Genomic DNA, 19,469 nt, shown 5'->3' on the forward strand with positions numbered 1-19,469 from the left:
GTCACGCCGGTCTTCACGTGTTGCCATCGACGGCTGACACAGGCGGTTTTTTCTGGGAGGCTCATCGCCATGACCGCCGACACCATCGACCCCGGCAACGGCATATCCGAGGACGCTCAGGACGTTCCGGCCGGCGCCGGCCCCCAGGAAGCCACCCGCCTCGACAGCATCCACACCCGACTGTCCGCCGACCTGGTCGAGCGGCTCATCGGGAAAGTGGCCATCCACGGGGCGGTGGGCGGTCGGACGCAGTCCTACAGTCCGCTCACCGGTGAACTCATCGCCGACTTCCCCGCCAGCGCGCCGCAGGACGTCCGCGCCGCCTACGCGAAGGCCCGCGCCGCACAGCGGGAGTGGGGGAGCACCCACATCTCGCACCGGACCAAGGTCGCCGCCCGCCTGCACGACCTGCTCCTGGAGCGCTCCGACCAGCTGCTGGACCTGGTCCAGATCGAGACCGGCAAGGCCCGCAAGCACGCCCTGGACGAGATCCTGTCGGCCGCCGCCGCGACCCGCCACTACGCGTACGCCTCCCGCGGCTACATCCGCAGCAAGCGCCGCCGCGGCGTCCTGCCGATCCTGACGAAGGTCACCGAGAACCGCATCCCCAAGGGCGTCATCGGCGTCATCACGCCGTGGAACTACCCGCTGGCGCTCGCCGTCTCCGACGTCATCCCGGCACTCATCGCCGGCAACGCCGTGGTGCACAAGCCGGACACCCAGACCGCGCTCACCGGTCTGCGGCTCCGTGAGCTGGCCGTCCAGGCCGGGCTTCCGGAGGACCTGTGGCAGGTGGTCGTGGGCGACGGACCGGTCGTCGGTCCCGCGGTCGTCGCGGACGCCGACTACGTGGCCTTCACCGGTTCCACCGCCACCGGGCGCACTGTGGCTCAGGCCGCTGCTTCCCGCCTGATCGGCTGCTCGCTGGAACTCGGCGGCAAGAACGCCATGCTCGTGCTCGACGACGCCGACATAGAGAAGGCGGTGTCCGGCGCGGTGCGTGGCTGCTTCTCCTCCGCCGGACAGCTCTGCATATCCATAGAGCGCATATACGTGCACTACACCAAGTACGACGAGTTCCTGTCGCGGTTCCTCACGGAGGTCCGCGCGATGCGTCTGGGATCCGGTCTGGACTACTCCGCGGACATGGGCTCGCTGACGAACACCAAGCAGCTGGAGAACGTGACGCTGCATGTGGAGGACGCCAAGGCGAAGGGCGCGAAGGTGCTCTCCGGCGGCCGCCGCCGTGCGGAGATCGGTCCGCTGTTCTACGAGCCGACAGTGCTCGGAGACGTCAAGACCACCATGCGCGTCTACGGCGAGGAGACCTTCGGACCGGTGGTGTCCGTGTACTCCTTCAAGAGCGAGGGCGAGGCGATAGCGGACGCGAACAACACGCCGTACGGCCTGAACGCCTCGATGTGGACCCGCGACCACAAGCGCGCCCGCGAGATCGCCCGGCAACTGCACGCCGGCACCGTGAACGTCAACGAGGCCTACGCCGCGGCCTGGGGCTCGGTCGACTCGCCGATGGGCGGCATGGGCCAGTCCGGCCTCGGCCGCCGCCACGGCGCCGAGGGCATCCTGCGCTTCACCGAGGCCCAGACCGCGGCCCGGCAGCGGCTGCTGCCGATCGCGCCCTGGTTCGGGATGCCGGAGCAGCGGTGGGGCGCGCTGATGCTGCGCTCGCTGAAGCTTCTCAAGACGTTGCGGATGAAATAGCCGTTCCGCAGAACGGGTGACGCCGCGACCGTTCGGTTCCGATTGTCGGTGCCGGACGCTACGGTGGTGGTCCGGCGTCACCCAAGGTCACCGACCGCCTCCTCTGTGACGTCACCGCATCGCACCAGAGGGGATGGTGATCCGCATGACGGAACCCGCCTCGTCCGCCTTCGTCCCCGCGCCCGCCGGCGCGGCGCCGGCGTCCCAGGGACCCGTGCCCCAGGCATCGGTGCCCCAGGCACCGGCGCAGTTCGGCGCCACCCTGGACGTGATGGCGCAGGCCGCCGCGCACGTCGGCACGGTCAACGAGGAGATCGCCACCCTGCTGGCCACGCTGCTGGCCCAGCTGGAGCCGATCGCCTCCACCTGGAAGGGCGCCGCCTCGGGCGCGTTCCAGAACCTGCATCAGCGCTGGAACGCCGACGCCCGCAAACTCAACGCCGCGCTCGGCGGGATCGCCGAGTCCCTGTCCGGCACCCACCGCCGCTACACGGCGGCCGAGGAGTCGAACACCACCGCCGTCAACCGCGTCGCCGGCCTGATCGGCTGAGGGAGGAGCGGCTATGAGCTACGGAGGCGAACTGCTCGTCCACGCCGAGACGCTGTCCTCGGCGTCACAGAACGTGGCGGCGGCGCACAACGAGCTGAACAGCAAGCTGCACGATCTGCGGACGCTGCTGCAGCCGCTGACGCAGACCTGGAGCGGCCAGGCGGCCGCGGACTACCAGGACCGGCAGCGGCAGTGGGACCAGGCGCAGGCGGACCTGAACGAGGTGCTGCAGCAGATCGGGAAGGTGCTGGAGGTCGCCCAGCAGCAGTACGGCGACGCCGAACGGGCGAACATCGACGTGTGGGGCTGAGCGGCGCCGTCCGGATCGCGGGACCGACTGGACCGCGCCGCGGACGCCGTGGCAGCATGGCGGCATGCTCGCGAACCGCCGATTTTTCTATGGCTACGGACCAGGGTCCCTAGCCATCGTCGGCTGCTGAGCAGAACAAGCCAACGAGCGCCTCGGACCCCTTCCGGTTCGGGGCGCTCGCCGTTGGCGGGGGCTGCCGGGCCGGTCGGAGCCCGGGCCGAGCCCGAGGAGCCCCACCCATGACCGCCAGCGCTACCGCCGACCCCACCTCGCCCGACTCTGTGTCCCTCGACGCTGTGTCCACCGGCCAGTCTGTATCCACCGGCCAGGCTGTGTCCCCCGGCCAGCCGACGCCCGCCGGCGTGCGCACCGGCCGCGCCCAGATCGACGACCTGGACGCACGCATCCTCGCCCTGATCACCGAGCGCGTCACCACCGCCGCCGACATCCAGGCGGCCCGCATCGCCGAGGGCGGCCGCCGCCTCGACCTCAAGCGCGAGACGGAAATCATCGCCCGCTACCGGGAGGCGCTGGGCCGTCCCGGCGTGACCGTCGCCATGGCGGTCCTGGAGCTGTGCCGGGGGCGCGTCTGAAGCGCTGTGGGGCACCTCCCGGACGCATTCCCCGAAACCCCCACGAACCTCGCGCGCGCAGGGCCGTAACCGCCGGGTCCCCGGCTCGTTGAACCGCTCGAATCACCGGTGCGGATCGCGGAGCCCGGTCGGCGCCCCACGCTCATGCGCCCGGCCGGTGAAGGCGATGTGGGACACCTCGCCGGTGCCAGTGGTCCAACCGCAGGGGACAGCGGGCCGGCCACCAGGGAAAAGCGGCGGCTGCCCCGGGGACGCCCGGGACAGCCGCCGCGGCACCGCACAATCAGGCGGTGTACTTCTCGACGATCTTGCCCAGCTTCGGCAGCGCCTTCTCGATGTTGTCCTGGCCCTTCGGACGCACCTGCTCGTACGCCTTGCGCAGCGTGGCGCGGTCGGACTGAGCGGCCCGGTCGTCGGTCACCCCCAGCAGCGCGTTCGAGACCTCCGGCCCCCTCCCGGCCAGGTAGTCGCCGAACGAACCGCCACCGGCGGAAACGAAGTCCTCGTGGAACGGCTCCAGCCGCGCCACGAAGTCATCGACCAGCGTGTCCACAGCATCCGGGATGATGTCGGACTTGAACGCGGTGACGACCTTGTAGGCGCCCTTCACCATCAGCCCCGAGTCCTTGACCTGCTCATCCACCAGCTGCGCGCAGTCCTTCACGACCTGCGGGCGGTTGGTCGGATTGAGGAGGCTCTCCTGCAGAGTCTGTCCCATTGTTTATGTCCTCGAACGCGGTAGAGGGTAGACCGCAACGGACCGGACGCACGGCCCGGGGCCCGACGTGCGGCCGAGTAGTGAGCGCTTAGGTTACCGTAACCAGCCCGGCCGCCAAGACGCCTTCCACCACCTCGCCCTCAGACATCTGACAGCAGAACCCCACCCCGACCACCCCACAGAAAATCCCCACCAGAACACCCCAACCACTCCACCCCACCACCACACCCCGCCCTATGGTGTGACGGTGAGCAGCCCCCACCCCCCAACCCCCCTCACCGAATCCGAAGCAGCAAAAATCCTCGCCGAAAACTTCGCCCCCTGGATCCAAACCCTCAACCTCACCGTCGAGAAAACAACCCTCACCACCACAACCCTCCGCCTCCCCTGGAGCAGCACCCTGGCCCGCGAAGGCGGCACCCTCTGCGGCCAAGCCCTGATGGCAGCAGCGGACACAGCGACAGTCATCGCCATCAGCGCCGCCCGAGGCGCCTTCTGCCCGATGACCACCGTCCAGCAGAACACCACCTTCCAGCGACCCATCAAGGACGCGGACGTCCTGATCACGGCCCACGTCACGAAACTCGGCCGCACCCTGGCATTCACGGACGTCACGATGACGCCGGCGCCGAAGGGCGGAGTGACCGCGGCTGCGGGACCGGAGCAAACGGCACCGGAGCCGGCGGAAGCACCCCCAGCCCCACCAGCAGCGCACGCCACAACCGTCCACGCACTCCCCGCCTGACACCCCAGCCCCGCCGCACCCACCGAAACAGTGGCGCAACCCCCACCGCGGACCTGATATCGTTTCTACGTCCCGAGCCCCCGTAGCTCAGGGGATAGAGCACCGCCCTCCGGAGGCGGGTGCGTAGGTTCGAATCCTACCGGGGGCACCTACCCGCCGCCGAACCCGGCCAAGCTCACCGATTCGCGCTGCACCGACTACATCAAGGTGCACGGCCCCTCCTCCTGGGAGCTGGACGCGCTGGACCCGACCACCCCTGTGATGGGTCGTGGTCGGCCGGGGCGTCGTCGTAGTCGTATCGGTGGTCTGGTACCGGGAGGTTCATAGGGTGCTGAGCCCTTCTGTGGGCACGCCGAAGCGGCGGCCGGCGTGTGCGTCGGCCGCCGCTGGCGGTGGGCCGCTACCTGGACCTCGACCACGACGCCGAGGACTGAACCCGGATCCGGGCATGACCCAATCCCGCACGCCACTGATGCCCCGGCCTTTCGGCCGGGGCTTTTCGGGTGTCACCCACCAACACCAGGAGCGCGAGGGGAACCGCCCATGGAGCTGTCCAGCAAGCAGGAATGGGCGCACAACGCCAATGCCGCGAGGTACCACGCCGACCGCGCGGACGGCATCGCCGACGACGCCGATGTGCTGCCTGCTGCGTTGACTCGCGGCCCGGGGACTTCGTGGTTCTTGGTGGAGCGTCACCCCGACGGCGTCGCAGCTACTTCAGTTGTGGGCTGAACAGGTCTCTCGATGTGCTCCTCCGGCGTGTTGCTTCGTCGCCGTGAGTTGCTAGGCTTAACGTATACGAAGCTTCGTATACGCACAAGCTCTACGTATACGAAGACTTGAAACCGCACGTCACAGTGCATCTGAAGGGACCGAGTCATGACTCAACCGGCCTACGTCAACATCGCAGGCACCTACGCGCGGGCCATTCGCACCGGCGAAATGCCCCCCGGCATGCAGCTCCCGAGTCTCGCTGAGATCGCTGAGCGACACGGGGTCTCCGACATCGTGGCGCGGAAGGCCATCGACCTGTTGCAGAGCCAGGGCCTCGTTCGATCGGTCCGCCGGCGCGGCAACTTCGTGACCGATCGCCCGAACCTTGTCCGGGTCTCGCCCGAACGGCAGACGGAATCCGCTGAGGCAACGTTCAGCCATGAATCTGACCGGGATGTTCAGATCAATCGCGAGGTCGAACAGATCCCCGCGACGGATGAGCTGGTGGAAGCGTTTGGCCTCACCGCCGGCGACATGGTCACGCGTGTCGTTACAAGCGTGACCGAGGACGGGCAACCCGTCTCGATCTCAGACACCTATCAGCCCATCGACATCGATGGCATTGCCATGGCCACTGAGCTGGAGGAAAGTATCGCGGACCGGTTGCCTACGCCCTCACACGGTGAGTGGCTGCGTACCTCTCCCGGCGACCTGATCAAGACGGTTCATCAGCGGTTCCTCGCACCGGATGGGCGTCTCATCATGAGGTCTGACATCTCGTACCCGCAGGGACGTTACGACTCGTTTCTGTTCCGGATGAGTCTCAGGCCCGAAACTTCGGAGTAGTACTGGTGGCTGCATGGCCACGGGGCAAGCGCTCCTTATCGTTGGCGGACCCAGCCTTGCGCTGTGTCCGCCAAGTTCCACCATGAGACAAATTGGGGATCGACGGAGTCCAGCCGCCACCGGTCCGACAGTGCATCGAAGAATGCGTCGTCGCCGGTCTTGCCGCCCTTTGGCTCTCCGATGTAAATGAGCCGACTTCCCCCGCTCGATTCGAAATCTGCGAGCGCGGTTGACGCCATCGAGTTTCCCCAACCGGGCGGCCAGCAGAGAAACAATACGTCGTCCGCGTGGCCGTCGAAGCTGAAGCCATCGAGGCCAGACACGCGGTGCCACACGTCTGCCTGCCCCTCGGCGTGAGGGAACGAGACGTTTTCGGCTTCGTGTGGTGGCTCTAGCTCGTACGCACTGATGGTTTGCCCAGCCCGTGATAGCTGCCCGGCCCAGTAGGCCCGTCCTGCCCCCAGCTCGCTGATTGGGCGTCCATCGCAGAAGCCCGATACCCACTTGAGGGTTTCTGGCGATGGGATGGCGTAAGCGTACGCCGCTTGAAGCGCCATCTGTGCAAACAGCAGGCGCGGGCTTCCATCGGCGTTACCGCCATCTACTACGCGGCGACCATCCCGCTCGTGCACTGACGGTGCGACGATGTCCCAGTACGGGTTAGCGCTGACTGACTGTCCGCCCGTCATGAAGTGAACGAAACGCAGATCAAATGCCGCATCTGCTTGATCGTCACCGCTTCCTGACAGGCGCATTGCCGTGTCAAGGTAGTCCGCCACCTTCGGGTACTTGGCTTCTAGCAGCCGTTCATCGTTCAGTAGCTTTGCCAGTTGGTCGCGACGCTCCGTCGTCAAGGCTAGCCCTGCCATGTCAGACATTGTGCCCCATCCGAGGTCTGATGGGGTGGTTATCACGGCCGTGCCTGTTCGTCCGGGGCCCTCACGGGTGGGTCAAGCCCCAACACGAGACGCTTGGTCCCCATGGCTGGACGATATCTCAGCCGCGCGTCGAAGTGAGTGACAGCGGACGTGACCTACGGCAGGCGGCCGTGGACGCATAACCGAGCCCAAGGCCGCGCGCGATCTGGCGAACGTCCGTTGTCTGGACGTATCCAGAGCGGCGAGTAAACTCAAACGACCGTACCGGCTTTTGCATGCTGCCCTAAAAGAGCGCTTCGGTATACCAGTCCGACTCGGCGGGCGAAGATTCTAGCATTCGACCTAGCTCCTCGCGTGAACGTACTGCAACGCCTCCCTTCTTTAGAAGGGTGACATTGCCGGGTGGAGTGTCTGGGCCAAAATTAAGCACGAACACTTGACGGCCCATACGCAACGCTCCTTCGCCGGCCGCCAGCGTGCCGCCACGTTCTCCGGCCTCGACCACGACCAGCGCTCTCCCCAGGCCAAAAATAATTTTGTTCCTGGTCATAGCGGCATGGGCTAACCATGGCTGCGAGGGCGGGAACTGCGAAATAACTAGGATGCGGCTTAGGTCGAATTGGCCCTTGAACGAGCTTTTGATGCGGAAGTGATCAAAGCCTTCCGCGAGGACAATGACGGTACTTCCGCCTGAGTTCAATGCCGCAAGATGAGTTGCCGTATCGACGCCCTTCGCGTACCCGGAGATGACTGTCAGGTTCTTTAGACTGGCCTCTTCGCCGCATTCTGCGGCAGCCCGTAGTCCAAGCTCTGTGGCAGACCGGGACCCGCACATTCCTACGCCGTCATGGTTCAGTAGGTTTAGGTTCCCCATGCAGTACAGAATTGGAGAACTGGTGCGGTCTCTATAGATCAGCCTATCGGGATAATTTGCGTCACCCCGCATCACTGGATAGATTCTGCTTTCGGCAAGCTTGTTCGCCGCAGTGTGAAGCGCCGCAGCATCGCTAGCATCTACCTCCTCAGTGAGAGCTTCTAGGCCAGCTCTGCCCTGAGTGCGAAGAAGTTCGTCAATTCGCGTGGGGGTACGTGCTGCGTGGAATGCGACCAGGGAAAGGTAAATAGAACGCTGTAGCTCTGTTTGCATTTCAGTTTCTCTTCATGGTTCGTACGGCGGCGACGCCAAAGACGCGACTCGCGCCCGCTCTCTTCGCCGCTTCGGCTACTGCGTTCATTGTTCCTCCACTCTTATAGACGTCATCGAGAATGATGACGTCTCCTGCTAGCGATATGGGGATATGGAATTGCTCGGCTGACGGTGACTCTGACCCTGACTTAGCCTGCGGTCTCGGTCCGTGTAGGCTTTTCGTTAGAACAAGCTCTTTGTCTGCCAGGTCCGCAACCTCTTGGGCCATGGTTTCGCCAAAACTAGCGCCGTCGGCATTGTGTCCCGGCACAGTAATGATTGTTTCGCATTGAGCGTAGAGTGGGTGTCGCTGCACAAACAGAAGATATTTTTCCGAGAGCGCCGCCCTCGCCATCTCCTTGGCCCTGCTGACGCCTTTGTAGTATTTGCCCCGGTGGACCAACTCGCCAGTCTCGGTGTTATCCCATTTTTCTGACTGCGTGCCAGCTTCTGGAGGTATTTTATACCAGTCAAATGCGATCGCGCAATCTATGCTCGCATTGCGGACCAGCGTCATCGTCAGCACCTCCTTTAGAAGGTTCGCCATTCGATTATTCTTAAAGTTCATCCCTTGGGGGAAGTGGTAGCCATGAGACCAGTTCCCGCTTCGCATTTGCCGGTCCTTAATTGAATAGCAGCTATTCCCATTAAGGACCTCAAACTGACGTGCGACTTCATTGGAGCCTTTGAGGTACAGCCAGTTGTCCGGGGTGGCATTTCCGGTTACTTCCCATACTTGATAGTCGAGGAGCTTGTTTGCGCGACTGTCGGGAAAGTACGCTGGAATAACCGTTCGCCCCATAATCTAAACTCACTTCCTGGCAGCCTGGGTGCGTTCGACCTGTCTCCGTCTCGCTCGCCCTAGAGTCTGCCCCTCAGCGCTGACACGGGGAAGCCACTTGGGGGTCATACCTCCGTTTGGGGCAGTGGCGATGCTGCGGTGCGATTGGGGCGACGGGGCCGACGGCCGTAGAGAGCTGAGGCCAGTTGTGGGTGTCCGTGACCGCCGCACGTCCGAGGTGCAGAGGCTGCCGGTCGGAAGCGACGGGCTTGCTGGGTTGCGTTGATCGCCTGTCTGACACGTGTCTGAGAAATACTGCCCAGATCGGCAACAGCCTGTGAGCAGGGCGTTCGAGTAGATCAGCCCTCTGCTCCGGAGGCGGGTGCGTAGGTTCGAATCCTACCGGGGGCACATATGGTGATCGGAAGATCCGAATAATCGCGCCCGGAGGTTTGACCGCGGGCTACTTACGAAGCTCGCAGATCGCAGGCACGTTGTCTGCTGGCGAGCGCTAGTAGCGCTGGGTCGCTCTAGTCGTGGGGCACTGCGCGACAGCTTTTCGCCAGGGCTGATCAGGTGCGGGCCATCTGGAGTCAACCGCCTTGAGCTGCTAGCTCCATGTGTGCGCTGAAGCTCGGGCCGCTGAGGGCGTTGGCGGCGGTCTTGGACGCGTTCGGCCGAGGAAGGCTTTGTCTCGGCACCGATACCGGCGGTCAGGGGGTTGTCATCCGTGAGATAGCGCAGCCTGCTTCGGCGAGGCCAACATGGGTTCCAGCGGGATGTCCACATTCAGGCCGTAGCCGGTGATGACGGTGTGGCGTGCCGACCGGGGGGCCTTGCCGGGAGCTGCGATCGAGGTGGTGCTGCGGTTGGTGCTGGAGATGCGGATGGACTTCGGAGGAGTGCCGGTACTGCTGGAGGTGGCGAGCATGGTTGAAGCGATTTTCGCGCCTGTCGCCACGGCGATACCTGATTCCGGCGTTGTGTAAAGGCTTCCGGACCGGCCTGGTGGAGTCGCAGGTCCTGAAGAAGTGGATGAGCTCGGGCCTGTGGGGCAACAAGATCGCCTGGTGCGCGCCGGTCAATGTGCACTCGCTCGACTCGCTGCGGCAGGCGATCGCCTACTTCGGTGGCGTCTACGTGGGCATCCAGGTGCCGACGAACGCCATGGAGCAGTTCCAGGCCGGCCAGGCGTAAACGCTCGTCTCCGACTGGCAGAACCAGAGCGTCGAGGGCCGACAGGCCATCCCGATCCTCGGCTACGACGACCAGTGGATGCACTGCGTATAGGGCGGGGTGCAGCAGATGGCGTATTGCCACGTTGCAGGCGGACCTGAGGAGCATCTGAGCCCCGGCGTCAGCGCGGCATCCACAGGGCAGCCGCTCCCGTCGTCGCGGCGGGCAGGGCACAGGGCTGCGAGCCCGTCGTCGACGGCCGCGGGAGAGGGGTGTTCGGGAGCCAGCCGGTAGTCCACGAAGGTTGCCCGCAGCCCGGCGGCGCGAAGTCGTCCACGTCTGCAGGGGTTTGACGTCCTCTCCCCGACCGGAGCCGCCGGCTCCGGTCGGGGAGAGGACTCAGACCACGGGCTCGTGGTCAGCCGTCCGGGTTCGTCACCGCCGGTGCGCGGACTTCGCGCGGCGTCGGCGCGTCACCAGGACACTGCCGGCGGCGATGGCGACGAGGCTTCCGATCATGCCGTAGGTGACGCCGCTGCCGGCCCCGGTGAAGGCCAGCAAACCGCTGCTGCTGCGAGCCTGCGCGTCATCGGCGGCCGCGCTGCTCGATCCGCTGGAAGCCGGTGCGCGTGCCACGCCGCCGCTGGAGTTCGAGCCGGGAGCGGCGGAGGTTGTTGAGCCGTGTGGTGACTGGGACGGCCGGTGCCCGGCTGGCCCCGTGCCCGCAGAAGAAGGCGTCAGGGGCTGGGCGGGGGACGTCCCGGTAGCGGTAGTCGTCGGAGCGGTGACCGGCCCAGTGGACTTCAATTGAAGGGTCGTGATCGAGTACGGCGGCAGCGTCTGCGCGGCCGCGGTGCCTGCTGATGCGGTTGTCAGCCCGGTGCCGCCCTTGAGATACGAGACGGTGCTGACCGTCCCCGGCGCGGGCGTGAATCCGGTGTAGGACAGCGACACCGTCACCGGGTTCGCCGGATCCTTGTTGATCAGCATGACGTTCAGCCCGCCGTTGCTGGTGCGCACCGCGTGCACGGCCAGCGACGTGCTGCCCGAGGACGCCTTCACCATGGTGTCGCCGGGTGCGGCCAGCGCGGTCAGTGAGCGGATGCCCCAGTACGTCGGGAACGGTGTCTCCAGCGCCGGCTCGCATGCGCCGTTGTTGCAACCGCCGCTGGAGAGGACACCGCCGTCCTGGTAGTCGGTCTGGCCGTCGACGGTGCTGATGTTTCCGGGACCGTTGTGCAGATCCCACCAGTCGACATTGACAGCGCCGTGCTCGAACCAGGTCATGTACGCGTCCGGCGCGAACAGCGCGGCGGCTTGGCTGGTCTGGGCCACCGAGCCGCCGGCGCTGGTCTCGGTGATGGCGAGTTGTACGGACGAGGCGCGCGATCCGGCGTAGGCGGCGATCAGCGAGCGCACCGTGGCGGTCATGGACGCGACCTGGCTGCCGGGTGTGTTCAGCAGGTTGGCGGCGGTGCCGCCGCTGCCGGCGCCGCTGCCGACCCCGGCGCCGGCGCCGGGGTACCAGTGGACGATGACGAAGTCGATCGAGTTGGCCGCGATGGACAGCACCGTGTGGTTCCAGTCGGCCTGGTCGCCAGGTCCGGTGAGGCCGTCCGGCCAGCCTCCGGGGGTGGTGAGCACCGCGCCGATCTTCACCGTGGGGTCCACGGCCTTCATCGCCTTGGCGTAGGCGACCAGGTTGTTGGCATAGGCAGTCGGGCTCTTGTCGGCGTGCTGATCCATCTCCCAGGCGCTGCCGTAGTGCCCGTTGCCCGGGATCTCGTTGCCGATCTCCCAGTACTTCACGCCGTAGCCCTTGTCGACGTTGGCGTACTTGACCCAGTCTGCGGCTTCCTGGGGAGAGCCCGAGCCGTAGTTCGCGATCAGGATCGGCTGGGCACCGACCGTCTTCGCCATGGCCATGAAGTGGTCGAAGTCGGTGTTGGGGGCGACCCAGCTGCCGGCCCCCGCTGTGAGCGTGCCGGTCTTCCAGTGGTACGCGTCGCCGACGGAGCCGCCGGGGTAGCGCAACTGCCGGATCCCGGCCGCCTTCATCAGCGACGCCGCGGCCGGGTCGGTCATGTGCTGGTCGTAGACGGCGGTGTTGAGGCCGATCCCGGTATCGGGCACCGTACCCAGGGAGGTGCCGGCGTCCACGGACACTGCGACGGCAGGCGCCGCCTGCGCCGAAGTGGTCACCACGCCGGCGGCGCCTGCCACGACGAGGGCCGCGGCCGCTCCGGATATCGCGCGGCGGCGCATGCGGCTGCGCCGGGCCGGTGGTCGGACGGTGATCGGGTCGGTGGGTGACACGGAGAGCATCCCTTCAGCAGTACGCGGACTGTGCGCTCCCTCAGTGGTCTGGCCGATGCGGAAAGGTTGCCGCTCCGGTCAAGAAATCTTCGACAGACCACCGGCTGGCGACTCCCCTTCCACCCGCTGGCCGCTCCCCTTCGCCCGATCACGTGAGCTGATCCTTTGTCGCAGCGCATACACGTGTTGGAAGCACGGGGGCACTACCTTCTCGCCATGGCGGACGCTTTCGATGCGTATACGCTCTCTCATGCCTGGGACGAGATGTTCGAGGCGCCGGGCACACCCGGCGCGCCTATGAGCGGGTGTTCGCGGCGTTGGAACATCTCGATCCCGACGAGGTGCGCTTCAGAGCCGAGCAAGTGGCGCGGGCGTTCACCGACGGCGGTGTGACGTTCGCCTTCGGGGGCGAGGAACGACCCTTCCCGCTCGACCTGGTGCCACGGGTGATCGCCGCGGCGGAATGGGACGAGATCGACCGCGGCGTACGGCAGCGGGCGCGCGCTGGAGGCGTTCCTGGCCGACGTGTATGGGCGGCAGTCGATCCTGGCCGACAGGCTCGTCCCACGCTCCGTCATGCTCACCGGCAGCGGATTCTACCGCGCCGCGCACGGCATCGATCCGGCCAACGGCGTGCGTGTGCATGTCGCGGGCATCGACCTGGTCCGTGACGTGGACGGCAACCGCGACGTGCCCGGCGCGCGCCACATCGTGGTCGGGCATGGTCGGGACTACGGGGATGTCCTTCCGCACAAAGGGATCTATCACGGCGCGCCCGGGCGGGATCTGAAGGTGACGGTGCGCTTCAACCGGCTGGCATAGCGCGGTACGGGCAGCTGTCCGTCATCGCGGACTGGGCCGCGCCCGTCGTCGACGGTGCCTGCCGAGCCACACTGCGGCGGGCGTTAGAGGAAGCAGCAACAGTGCCCACCACAGGGACGGCGAGCGCGCGGCGCGCGATTCGGCGATGCCGATCTGCGCCAGGGCGGTGGCCGTCGCGGTCGTCGGAGTGTCCGGCGAATCGGTGCTCACGCCGCCGGTCGGGACGGCTGAGGGGGTGCTTGGCTGGGTCGGCCCGATGGTCGTCGGCGCTCGGGAGGGAGACGGAACGCTCGATGGCGTCCGGGCGGGCGAAGCGGCACTTGAAAGTGACCGGATCGGCGACCCGGCGCTCGACGGCGTCCCGGCGGTAGGCGGGGCCGCCGTCGTCCCGACGGGCGTCGGCGGGACGGTGGAGCCGCTGAGGGCTATGTCGGAGTTGCCGCTGCTTTGGTATCCCTCGGTGGCCAGGATCATGTAGTTGAAGTTGCCGAGGTTCATTCCGTGGCTGGCCCAGGCGTCGAAGAAATTGCCGGTGGTGATGGTGCCGCCGGTTCGCCGGGATTGCCGGACGGCCCAGTATTGGTTGAACGTCGCGGTGCCCTGGATCGACGGTGCGTTGGTCCGTGTCGTCTCGTAGATGTCGTAGGTGCTGCCGTCGCTGGTGACGGAGCCCTTGTACGTCCCGGTGGGCCGGTAGCTGCCGTAGTTGTCGACGATGTAGTACTCGACCAGCGGGTTGGTGGTCCAGCCGTAGAGGGACAGGTAGGCGTTGCCGGACGGGTTGAAACTGCCCGAGTAGGTCATGCTTTTGCGGCCGCCGGTGTTCCAGCCGGTGCCCGCGACGAAGTTCCCGGCATTGCTCCACGTGGTGCGGTATGCGCCGCCCGCTGCGAGGGTCATGGTCACCGACCCGCCGCCGTCGGTCCAGAACGAGTAGAAGTAGCCGTTGCTGGTGCCTTCCTGGCTGGTGGTGATGGTCGTGTCCGCATGAGCGATGCCGAACAGGGACCCGATCATCACAGCTGCGGCGCATGCACGCCGCAGAAGCGGCCCGATGCGGCCGCTTCTGCGGCGGCCCGGATGGGCGGGTGCGTCGTTCATGGCCTCTCCTGTCGCCATTGCGCGGGTCATTGGTGCTTCAGGGTCAGCAGGCCGGGCCGCCAGGGCAGCTGGTCGTAGGGGCCGGCGGCGCCGGGGGACTTGCCCTGGTAGAGGAACTGCAGGTGGCAGGGGTCGACGGTCATGGTCTGGTCCGGGTTGTCGCGGACCAGGTCACCGTGGCTGATGTCGTTGGTCCACGTGGCTCCGCTGTTGGCTTTGCCCGCAAAGGGGTTGCTCTCTGCGGCGGCCTGCGGGGTCCACGAACCGCTCAGGCTGGAGGCGGTGAATGAACGGAAGTAGCGTCCTTGCGCCCCCTCCGCCTCGACGAGCATGAGGTACTGGTTCTGGCCTTGGACCTTGTAAACCTGGACCGCCTCGAAGAGGTTGGGCGTGGAGTCGGTCATGACGGTCGTGTACGAGGAGCCGAAGCTGCCCGGGAAGTTCCCGATCGGCATGCTGGCCCGGTAGATGTCTCCGTTGTCGCCGGCGAAGAACAGGTACATGTTCGTGCCGTCGCCGATCAGGGTCTGGTCGATCGGGCCGGTGCCGGTGCCGGAGCCGGGGATGCTGCCGGTGAACAGCGGCTGCGCCGAGGACCACCCGTTGGGGTCGGTGGGGTTGTTCGACGTCCGGTAGACGAAGGGCCATTGGCCCCACTGGTAGGCCAGCACCCAGATGTTCTTCGGCGCGAAGTAGAACAGCGTGGGTGCCACCGCGGCCTGGCCCATCCCGGTCTGGCTGGCCGAGGCCATGTCGGACCAGTTTGTGAAGGGAGCGAAGGCCATCGAGCCGTAAGAGGCCCCCGAGACGTCCGAGGCATAGACGAGGTGCTTGCCGTTGTAGACCACGTTGGTGAAGTCCTTGAGCGAGAGCCACCCGTTCTGCGGCGTGGCCAACGCACCCGTCGACGACCAGTGGTACGTCGACGGAAGCGAGCAGCTGACGCTGTTCCCGGACGTGGTCGGGATCGCGGTCGGCGTGGAGCGTGGCGTCGAGCTGCCGCCGCCGGCCGGGGGAGACGACGACGCCGCAGACGACGAGGGGCGCGTGCCGCTCGGACTGTGGCTTGTGGCCGCGCTGCTGCCTGCCGCGATCGCGATGGGCCTGCCGGGCGAGGCCGACGGTCCCGGCGCGGAAGAGCCGCTGGTCCCGATCGGCGTCGCGCCACTGGCGGCACGGGACGACCCCGGGGGTGCAGTGACCAGGACGGCCATGCTGACGGTCACGACCGCGGCTATGACGGCGGCAGCCAAAACACCCCGGCGCGCGAACAATCGGCGAAGGCCCGGAATCAGCACTTTTCGTCTCCCCGCGACGGCCGAGCAGGGCGACCGGCGACTACTGCAGGCGTTGCCGCAGCCGGTGTGCCAAGCGGCCGTGGCGTGGATCGCCGAGGGAAGGACATGTCTGCGCTCTCTTTCAGTCGCCGCGTCGGCCCGGACCACCTTGGCCGGACCACACCAAGTGGTCCGGGAAGCCGAAAAGGTTGCCGCCCGAGAACATCGCGCCTTGAAGTTCTCCAAGGCGCCGTGCGCGCCGGGACCACGAGCAATACGCGAGCGTTGCGTGTGCCGCTGGCGAACGCCGCCAGCCATGGTGCGCGAGTCGGTTGTGAGGAAGACGCGCCGCAGGTAGGCGGATGGATCTGTGAATCTTCGCGGGACGGCAACCTTTTCGGCTTCCCGGACCACTCAGTGTTGTCCGGCCAGACGGCCGGGTCTGGTGCAACGGTCGAAAGAGAGCACAGACATGTCCCTCGCCCACCCGCCTCACCGGTGGCGCGCCGCGCTGATGGCCGCCGTGCCGGTGGCCGCGCCCGTGGTCGTCGCCGGTTGTCGTCCCGTCCGGCCGGCACGGGGTGATGAGAAGTGAGCAGGCGTCGCAGTCGTTCGTTGTTCGCGCATCGAGGTGTCTGGTCGGTCGTCGCCGTGGTCGCGGTGGTCGGCGTCGTCGCCGGGATGGTCGGTACCGCCACGCCTCACGGGCAGGCGGTGGCGGCAACGTCCAGCACCACGGCCGGGACGGCCCCGACAAGCGACGGCGGCACGTCCCTGCCGGGAGCGTCGAGTAGTTCTGCCGCCACACCCACTGCGCACGGCAGCGCCACGCCCGGTCCCACCAGCCACGCACCGGGCGGCACGACCACCGCGAAGGGCGGCGGTGTTCCGCCCGGTCGGGTGCCCAGTAGCAACACGGGCTCGCCCGCGCCGCCGTCCGCGACCGGTGGCGGCCTTACCGGACGCTTCATGGGCAGCAGTACGGTGCTCATCGGCGGCTCGATGTCCGACGCCTCGGCGAACGCCGCGCCGTTCGATGTGCGATACGCCTATATACACAGCCAGCCGGCGCCTTCGCCGGCCGCCTATACGGCGTCGTTGTGCCAGGCTTCCTGGTCGAATTGGTGGGGCTGCTGGACCGGGGATACCACGGCACCCGGCTTTCAGCTGACGTTGACGGAATCCCGTGCGGCTCAGGCGACGTACAAGGGCAGCCCACGTCCGCAGAAGATGCTCTGGACCTGGTACTCGTTGCGCGACCTCGGAGACCTGGCCGGCCAGGGGGACGGTCCTGGGGAGGTCGTGGCCATCAACAGGGTCGACCTGCTCACCCGCTACCTGAACGACTACCGGTTCTTCCTTCAGAAGATCGGCGGCAGGAACGACATGATCGACCTCGAACCTGACTTCTGGGGCTACGTCCGCTCGCTCGGCGATCCGCACCAGGTGCCCGCGCAGGTCTCGGCCGCGGACCCGACCGATTGCGGGTCGCAGGAGAACAGCGCCGCCGGCCTGGCCCGCTGCCTGGTCGCCATGGCCCGCGAATACGCGCCGAACGCCGCCGTGGGTCTGCACCTCACCTGCTGGGACTGGCAGACTGAAACTGCCGGATGCATCAGGGACTACCAGGCCCTCGGCGCGCAGAACGCCGACTTCCTGGTCACCGACGTCTCTGACCGGGACGCGGGCTGGTATGCCGAGCCGGCGCACGGGGGGCGCGACACCTTCTGGACCGACCAGAAGGCCCGCGCCGCCCTCGGCTTCTACAAGACGATGGCCGAAGCGCTGGGCAAGCCTGTGGTGCTGTGGCAGATCCCCGTGGGCAACATGGCACAGAACAACACCCTGAACCACTATCAGGATGACAAGGTGGACTGGTTCTTCACGCACATGAACGAGGTGGCGAACGCGCATGTCGCCGGTTTGTTGTTCGGTGCGGGGCAACAGGAACAGACGACGGTCGAGACCGACGGCGGGAACCTGATCGGCAAGACGATCGCCTATCACGGCTCAGGTGGCGTCGCCCTCCGGTAGCGCCGGACGGTGTCGTAGCCAGTCGTAACCGGCATACGGGGACGGTGCCACGGCCGGCAACGGGCACTGCGTTACCCGATGCCTGCCATGCGATACGTGGGTCGCCTGCCATGTGTCGGTTACCGCCCGATGAACTCCATCGGTCGTCGCCGATCCGCCGTGCCACAGCCTGCTAAGCCGCTCGTCCACGAAAGCGGTTGAACGTTCATCAATATGAGAGGCTTCCCTCGCGAAGATGGTCTTCGACGATGCCTCGGCGGAATTCCACGACTTCTTCGAACGCCACTATGCGGAGCTGAGCCGCCTGGCTTTTCTCCTGACCGGCGAGGCGGACGTCGCGGACGATCTGGCCGCCGATGCGATGCTCGCGCTGTGGCATCGATGGGATCGGCTGCGCGGAGCGGATCATCCCGTCGCGTACGCGCGCGGGGTGGTGGCGAACATGGCGCGTAACCGCACGCGCCGGGCGATGCGTGAGCGGAGCCGCATCAGGGTGCTGTGGGCCGGCCGAAGTGAGCGAATCGACGAGCCGGACCTGGCCGCGGGGCTGGATGTGCGGGCGGCGCTGGCGCGGCTGCCCTTCCGCAAGCGTTCCTGTGTCGTTCTGCGGCATGCTTTCGATCTGTCGGAGAAGGAGGCGGCGCAGGCGCTGGGCATATCGGTCGGTACTGTGAAGAGTCAGACGTCCAAGGGCATGGCCGAGCTCCGACGGCTGCTCGGTGGACAAGCGTCCGGAGATCTGGTGGAGGAGGGATTCAGTGGACGACGCCCGCGAGCTTCTGCGCCAGGCCGCTGAGGCCCACCAGCCCGATCGGGCCGTGATGCTGGCCCGGATCGAACAGGGAATGACCCGTTCCACCGATGCCGAACGGGCCCGGGCGTACCGCAGGCGGCGACAGGCGTCCTGGCTCAAGGTCTCGCTCGCCGGGCTCCTGGGTGTCGGCGTGCTGGGCCTGGGCGGACTGGCGGTCGCCGCCGGGGTCAAGCAGCTGGCGCCCCAGCACCCCGCCCCCTTGGACGTCATGCCGACCAGCCAGGCATCCGGCGCCACACGGGAGTCCCACGCACCGACCACCAAACCGGCAGTGCAGACCCGCGAAAGCCCGTCTCCGTCCACACCACGGCACTCGCCCACAACGACCGCTGACGGGCCGATCGCGGCACACGGCGACGTCAACGCGCACAGCACCGTCTACTGGGAGCAGAACGATCTCACCGTCGATGTGACGCAGCCGCTGAACGCGCTGACCGTGGAATTGCGGGTCGCGCAGTCCACCGGAGTGCAGAGCACGGGAAGCTGGCAGACAGCACCGCCCGACGACTTCACGGTCAGCGTGACGCAGGCCGACGGATATCTGGTCTACCGCTGGACCCTGAAGCCCGGCCGGACGATCCCGGCGGCACGCCAGCTTTTCGCCGCCCAGTTCAACCACGCCACCGGCAAGCGCGACGCGAGCAATGACACCTTTCTCGTCGAGGCCACAGCCGCCGGCCGGACCGCCACGGTACGGGGCGGCTTCGCGTCCGGAGGGTGAGCGCTCCTGGGAAGTCGCGCACCGGTGGCCGGGGTCGGCGTCACGGCCCTGCCGGGACGAGCGCTCCGGCGAGCGTAGGAAGCACGCCCTGGCGCCGCACACCCCGGAAGTGATCCACCCGCCGGAAGCGTGCCAGACCCCGAATCACACCGTCAGCGCTAGAGG

At 66.8% G+C, this 19,469-nt stretch carries 21 protein-coding genes, 1 tRNA gene and 1 pseudogene; 13 read left to right on the top strand and 10 right to left on the bottom strand.

Features of this window, described 5'->3' with window-relative positions; all coding sequences use genetic code 11:
- Window positions 1-69: 69 nt before the first annotated feature.
- The 4 genes from ABH926_RS13035 (at window position 70) to ABH926_RS13050 (ending at window position 3,175) form a co-directional block, all read left to right on the top strand.
- Window positions 70-1,722, top strand: a complete 1,653-nt coding sequence (locus tag ABH926_RS13035; RefSeq protein ID WP_370365738.1) for a succinic semialdehyde dehydrogenase — start codon at window positions 70-72, stop codon at window positions 1,720-1,722.
- A gap of 145 nt (window positions 1,723-1,867) precedes the next feature.
- Entirely contained in the window at window positions 1,868-2,272 is a 405-nt protein-coding gene (locus tag ABH926_RS13040; RefSeq protein WP_370365739.1) for a WXG100 family type VII secretion target, read from the top strand.
- A 13-nt stretch (window positions 2,273-2,285) separates the two neighbouring features.
- Window positions 2,286-2,582 carry a WXG100 family type VII secretion target gene (locus ABH926_RS13045; RefSeq protein ID WP_370365740.1) on the top strand — a complete coding sequence of 99 codons (297 nt, stop codon included), beginning with the start codon at window positions 2,286-2,288 and terminating at the stop codon, window positions 2,580-2,582.
- A 239-nt stretch (window positions 2,583-2,821) separates the two neighbouring features.
- A complete protein-coding gene (locus ABH926_RS13050; protein ID WP_370365741.1) occupies window positions 2,822-3,175 on the top strand; it encodes a chorismate mutase in 354 nt (117 codons plus the stop codon).
- A gap of 283 nt (window positions 3,176-3,458) precedes the next feature.
- Here the strand turns inward: ABH926_RS13050 and ABH926_RS13055 are convergent, their stop codons facing one another.
- Window positions 3,459-3,893, bottom strand: a complete 435-nt coding sequence (locus tag ABH926_RS13055) for a hypothetical protein (protein ID WP_370365742.1) — start codon at window positions 3,891-3,893, stop codon at window positions 3,459-3,461.
- Between the two features lie 241 nt (window positions 3,894-4,134).
- Here ABH926_RS13055 and ABH926_RS13060 point away from each other — a divergent pair, with 241 nt between their 5' ends.
- The 4 genes from ABH926_RS13060 (at window position 4,135) to ABH926_RS13075 (ending at window position 6,198) form a co-directional block, all read left to right on the top strand.
- Window positions 4,135-4,638, top strand: a complete 504-nt coding sequence (locus ABH926_RS13060) for a PaaI family thioesterase (protein ID WP_370365743.1) — start codon at window positions 4,135-4,137, stop codon at window positions 4,636-4,638.
- 76 nt (window positions 4,639-4,714) lie between these two features.
- A tRNA-Arg gene (locus tag ABH926_RS13065) sits at window positions 4,715-4,786 on the top strand.
- Between the two features lie 395 nt (window positions 4,787-5,181).
- The gene (locus ABH926_RS13070; RefSeq protein ID WP_370365744.1) at window positions 5,182-5,370 is read left to right on the top strand and encodes a hypothetical protein; all 189 of its coding nucleotides are present in this window, start codon (window positions 5,182-5,184) and stop codon (window positions 5,368-5,370) included.
- Between the two features lie 147 nt (window positions 5,371-5,517).
- Window positions 5,518-6,198: a GntR family transcriptional regulator gene (locus tag ABH926_RS13075; RefSeq protein WP_370365745.1), complete on the top strand. Its 681-nt coding sequence runs from the start codon at window positions 5,518-5,520 to the stop codon at window positions 6,196-6,198.
- A gap of 35 nt (window positions 6,199-6,233) precedes the next feature.
- Here the strand turns inward: ABH926_RS13075 and ABH926_RS13080 are convergent, their stop codons facing one another.
- The 4 genes from ABH926_RS13080 to ABH926_RS13095 all read right to left on the bottom strand — a co-directional run bounded on the left by ABH926_RS13080 (window position 6,234) and on the right by ABH926_RS13095 (window position 9,974).
- Entirely contained in the window at window positions 6,234-7,067 is an 834-nt protein-coding gene (locus ABH926_RS13080) for a hypothetical protein (RefSeq protein ID WP_370365746.1), read from the bottom strand.
- A gap of 292 nt (window positions 7,068-7,359) precedes the next feature.
- Window positions 7,360-8,223, bottom strand: a complete 864-nt coding sequence (locus tag ABH926_RS13085) for a DNA-processing protein DprA (RefSeq protein ID WP_370365747.1) — start codon at window positions 8,221-8,223, stop codon at window positions 7,360-7,362.
- Between the two features lies 1 nt (window position 8,224).
- Window positions 8,225-9,064 carry a phosphoribosyltransferase gene (locus ABH926_RS13090; RefSeq protein ID WP_370365748.1) on the bottom strand — a complete coding sequence of 280 codons (840 nt, stop codon included), beginning with the start codon at window positions 9,062-9,064 and terminating at the stop codon, window positions 8,225-8,227.
- Window positions 9,065-9,767: 703 nt separating this feature from the next.
- Entirely contained in the window at window positions 9,768-9,974 is a 207-nt protein-coding gene (locus tag ABH926_RS13095) for a hypothetical protein (protein ID WP_370365749.1), read from the bottom strand.
- Between the two features lie 77 nt (window positions 9,975-10,051).
- Here ABH926_RS13095 and ABH926_RS13100 point away from each other — a divergent pair, with 77 nt between their 5' ends.
- The gene (locus tag ABH926_RS13100; protein ID WP_370365750.1) at window positions 10,052-10,240 is read left to right on the top strand and encodes a hypothetical protein; all 189 of its coding nucleotides are present in this window, start codon (window positions 10,052-10,054) and stop codon (window positions 10,238-10,240) included.
- A gap of 215 nt (window positions 10,241-10,455) precedes the next feature.
- On the opposite strand, the pseudogene ABH926_RS13105 reads toward ABH926_RS13100, so the two are convergent.
- From ABH926_RS13105 to ABH926_RS13115, 3 genes and pseudogenes are all read right to left on the bottom strand, one after another.
- A pseudogene (locus ABH926_RS13105) lies at window positions 10,456-10,545 on the bottom strand (alpha/beta hydrolase fold domain-containing protein); the annotation flags it as partial.
- Between the two features lie 109 nt (window positions 10,546-10,654).
- A complete protein-coding gene (locus ABH926_RS13110) occupies window positions 10,655-12,535 on the bottom strand; it encodes a cellulose-binding protein (protein WP_370365751.1) in 1,881 nt (626 codons plus the stop codon).
- Between the two features lie 248 nt (window positions 12,536-12,783).
- Window positions 12,784-13,119 carry a hypothetical protein gene (locus tag ABH926_RS13115; protein ID WP_370365967.1) on the bottom strand — a complete coding sequence of 112 codons (336 nt, stop codon included), beginning with the start codon at window positions 13,117-13,119 and terminating at the stop codon, window positions 12,784-12,786.
- On the opposite strand from ABH926_RS13115, the gene ABH926_RS13120 reads away from it, so the two are divergent.
- Window positions 13,061-13,357 (top strand): circularly permuted type 2 ATP-grasp protein, encoded by a 297-nt coding sequence (locus tag ABH926_RS13120; protein WP_370365752.1) that lies wholly within the window; start codon window positions 13,061-13,063, stop codon window positions 13,355-13,357. The genes ABH926_RS13115 and ABH926_RS13120 overlap by 59 nt on opposite strands.
- Window positions 13,358-13,378: 21 nt before the next feature.
- Here the strand turns inward: ABH926_RS13120 and ABH926_RS13125 are convergent, their stop codons facing one another.
- Window positions 13,379-14,458 carry a glycoside hydrolase family 11 protein gene (locus tag ABH926_RS13125; protein WP_370365753.1) on the bottom strand — a complete coding sequence of 360 codons (1,080 nt, stop codon included), beginning with the start codon at window positions 14,456-14,458 and terminating at the stop codon, window positions 13,379-13,381.
- Window positions 14,459-14,484: 26 nt separating this feature from the next.
- The gene (locus ABH926_RS13130) at window positions 14,485-15,672 is read right to left on the bottom strand and encodes a non-reducing end alpha-L-arabinofuranosidase family hydrolase (protein WP_370365956.1); all 1,188 of its coding nucleotides are present in this window, start codon (window positions 15,670-15,672) and stop codon (window positions 14,485-14,487) included.
- A 654-nt stretch (window positions 15,673-16,326) separates the two neighbouring features.
- Between ABH926_RS13130 and ABH926_RS13135 the strand changes: the two genes are divergently transcribed.
- From ABH926_RS13135 to ABH926_RS13145, 3 genes are all read left to right on the top strand, one after another.
- A complete protein-coding gene (locus ABH926_RS13135; RefSeq protein ID WP_370365754.1) occupies window positions 16,327-17,769 on the top strand; it encodes a hypothetical protein in 1,443 nt (480 codons plus the stop codon).
- Between the two features lie 235 nt (window positions 17,770-18,004).
- Window positions 18,005-18,565, top strand: coding sequence for a SigE family RNA polymerase sigma factor (locus tag ABH926_RS13140; RefSeq protein ID WP_370365755.1), 561 nt, complete (start codon window positions 18,005-18,007; stop codon window positions 18,563-18,565).
- Window positions 18,528-19,304, top strand: coding sequence for a hypothetical protein (locus ABH926_RS13145; RefSeq protein WP_370365756.1), 777 nt, complete (start codon window positions 18,528-18,530; stop codon window positions 19,302-19,304). The genes ABH926_RS13140 and ABH926_RS13145 overlap by 38 nt, the downstream gene beginning before the upstream one ends.
- The last annotated feature ends 165 nt before the right edge of the window (window positions 19,305-19,469 follow it).

Source organism: Catenulispora sp. GP43, assembly GCF_041260665.1.
Classification (GTDB): domain Bacteria; phylum Actinomycetota; class Actinomycetes; order Streptomycetales; family Catenulisporaceae; genus Catenulispora.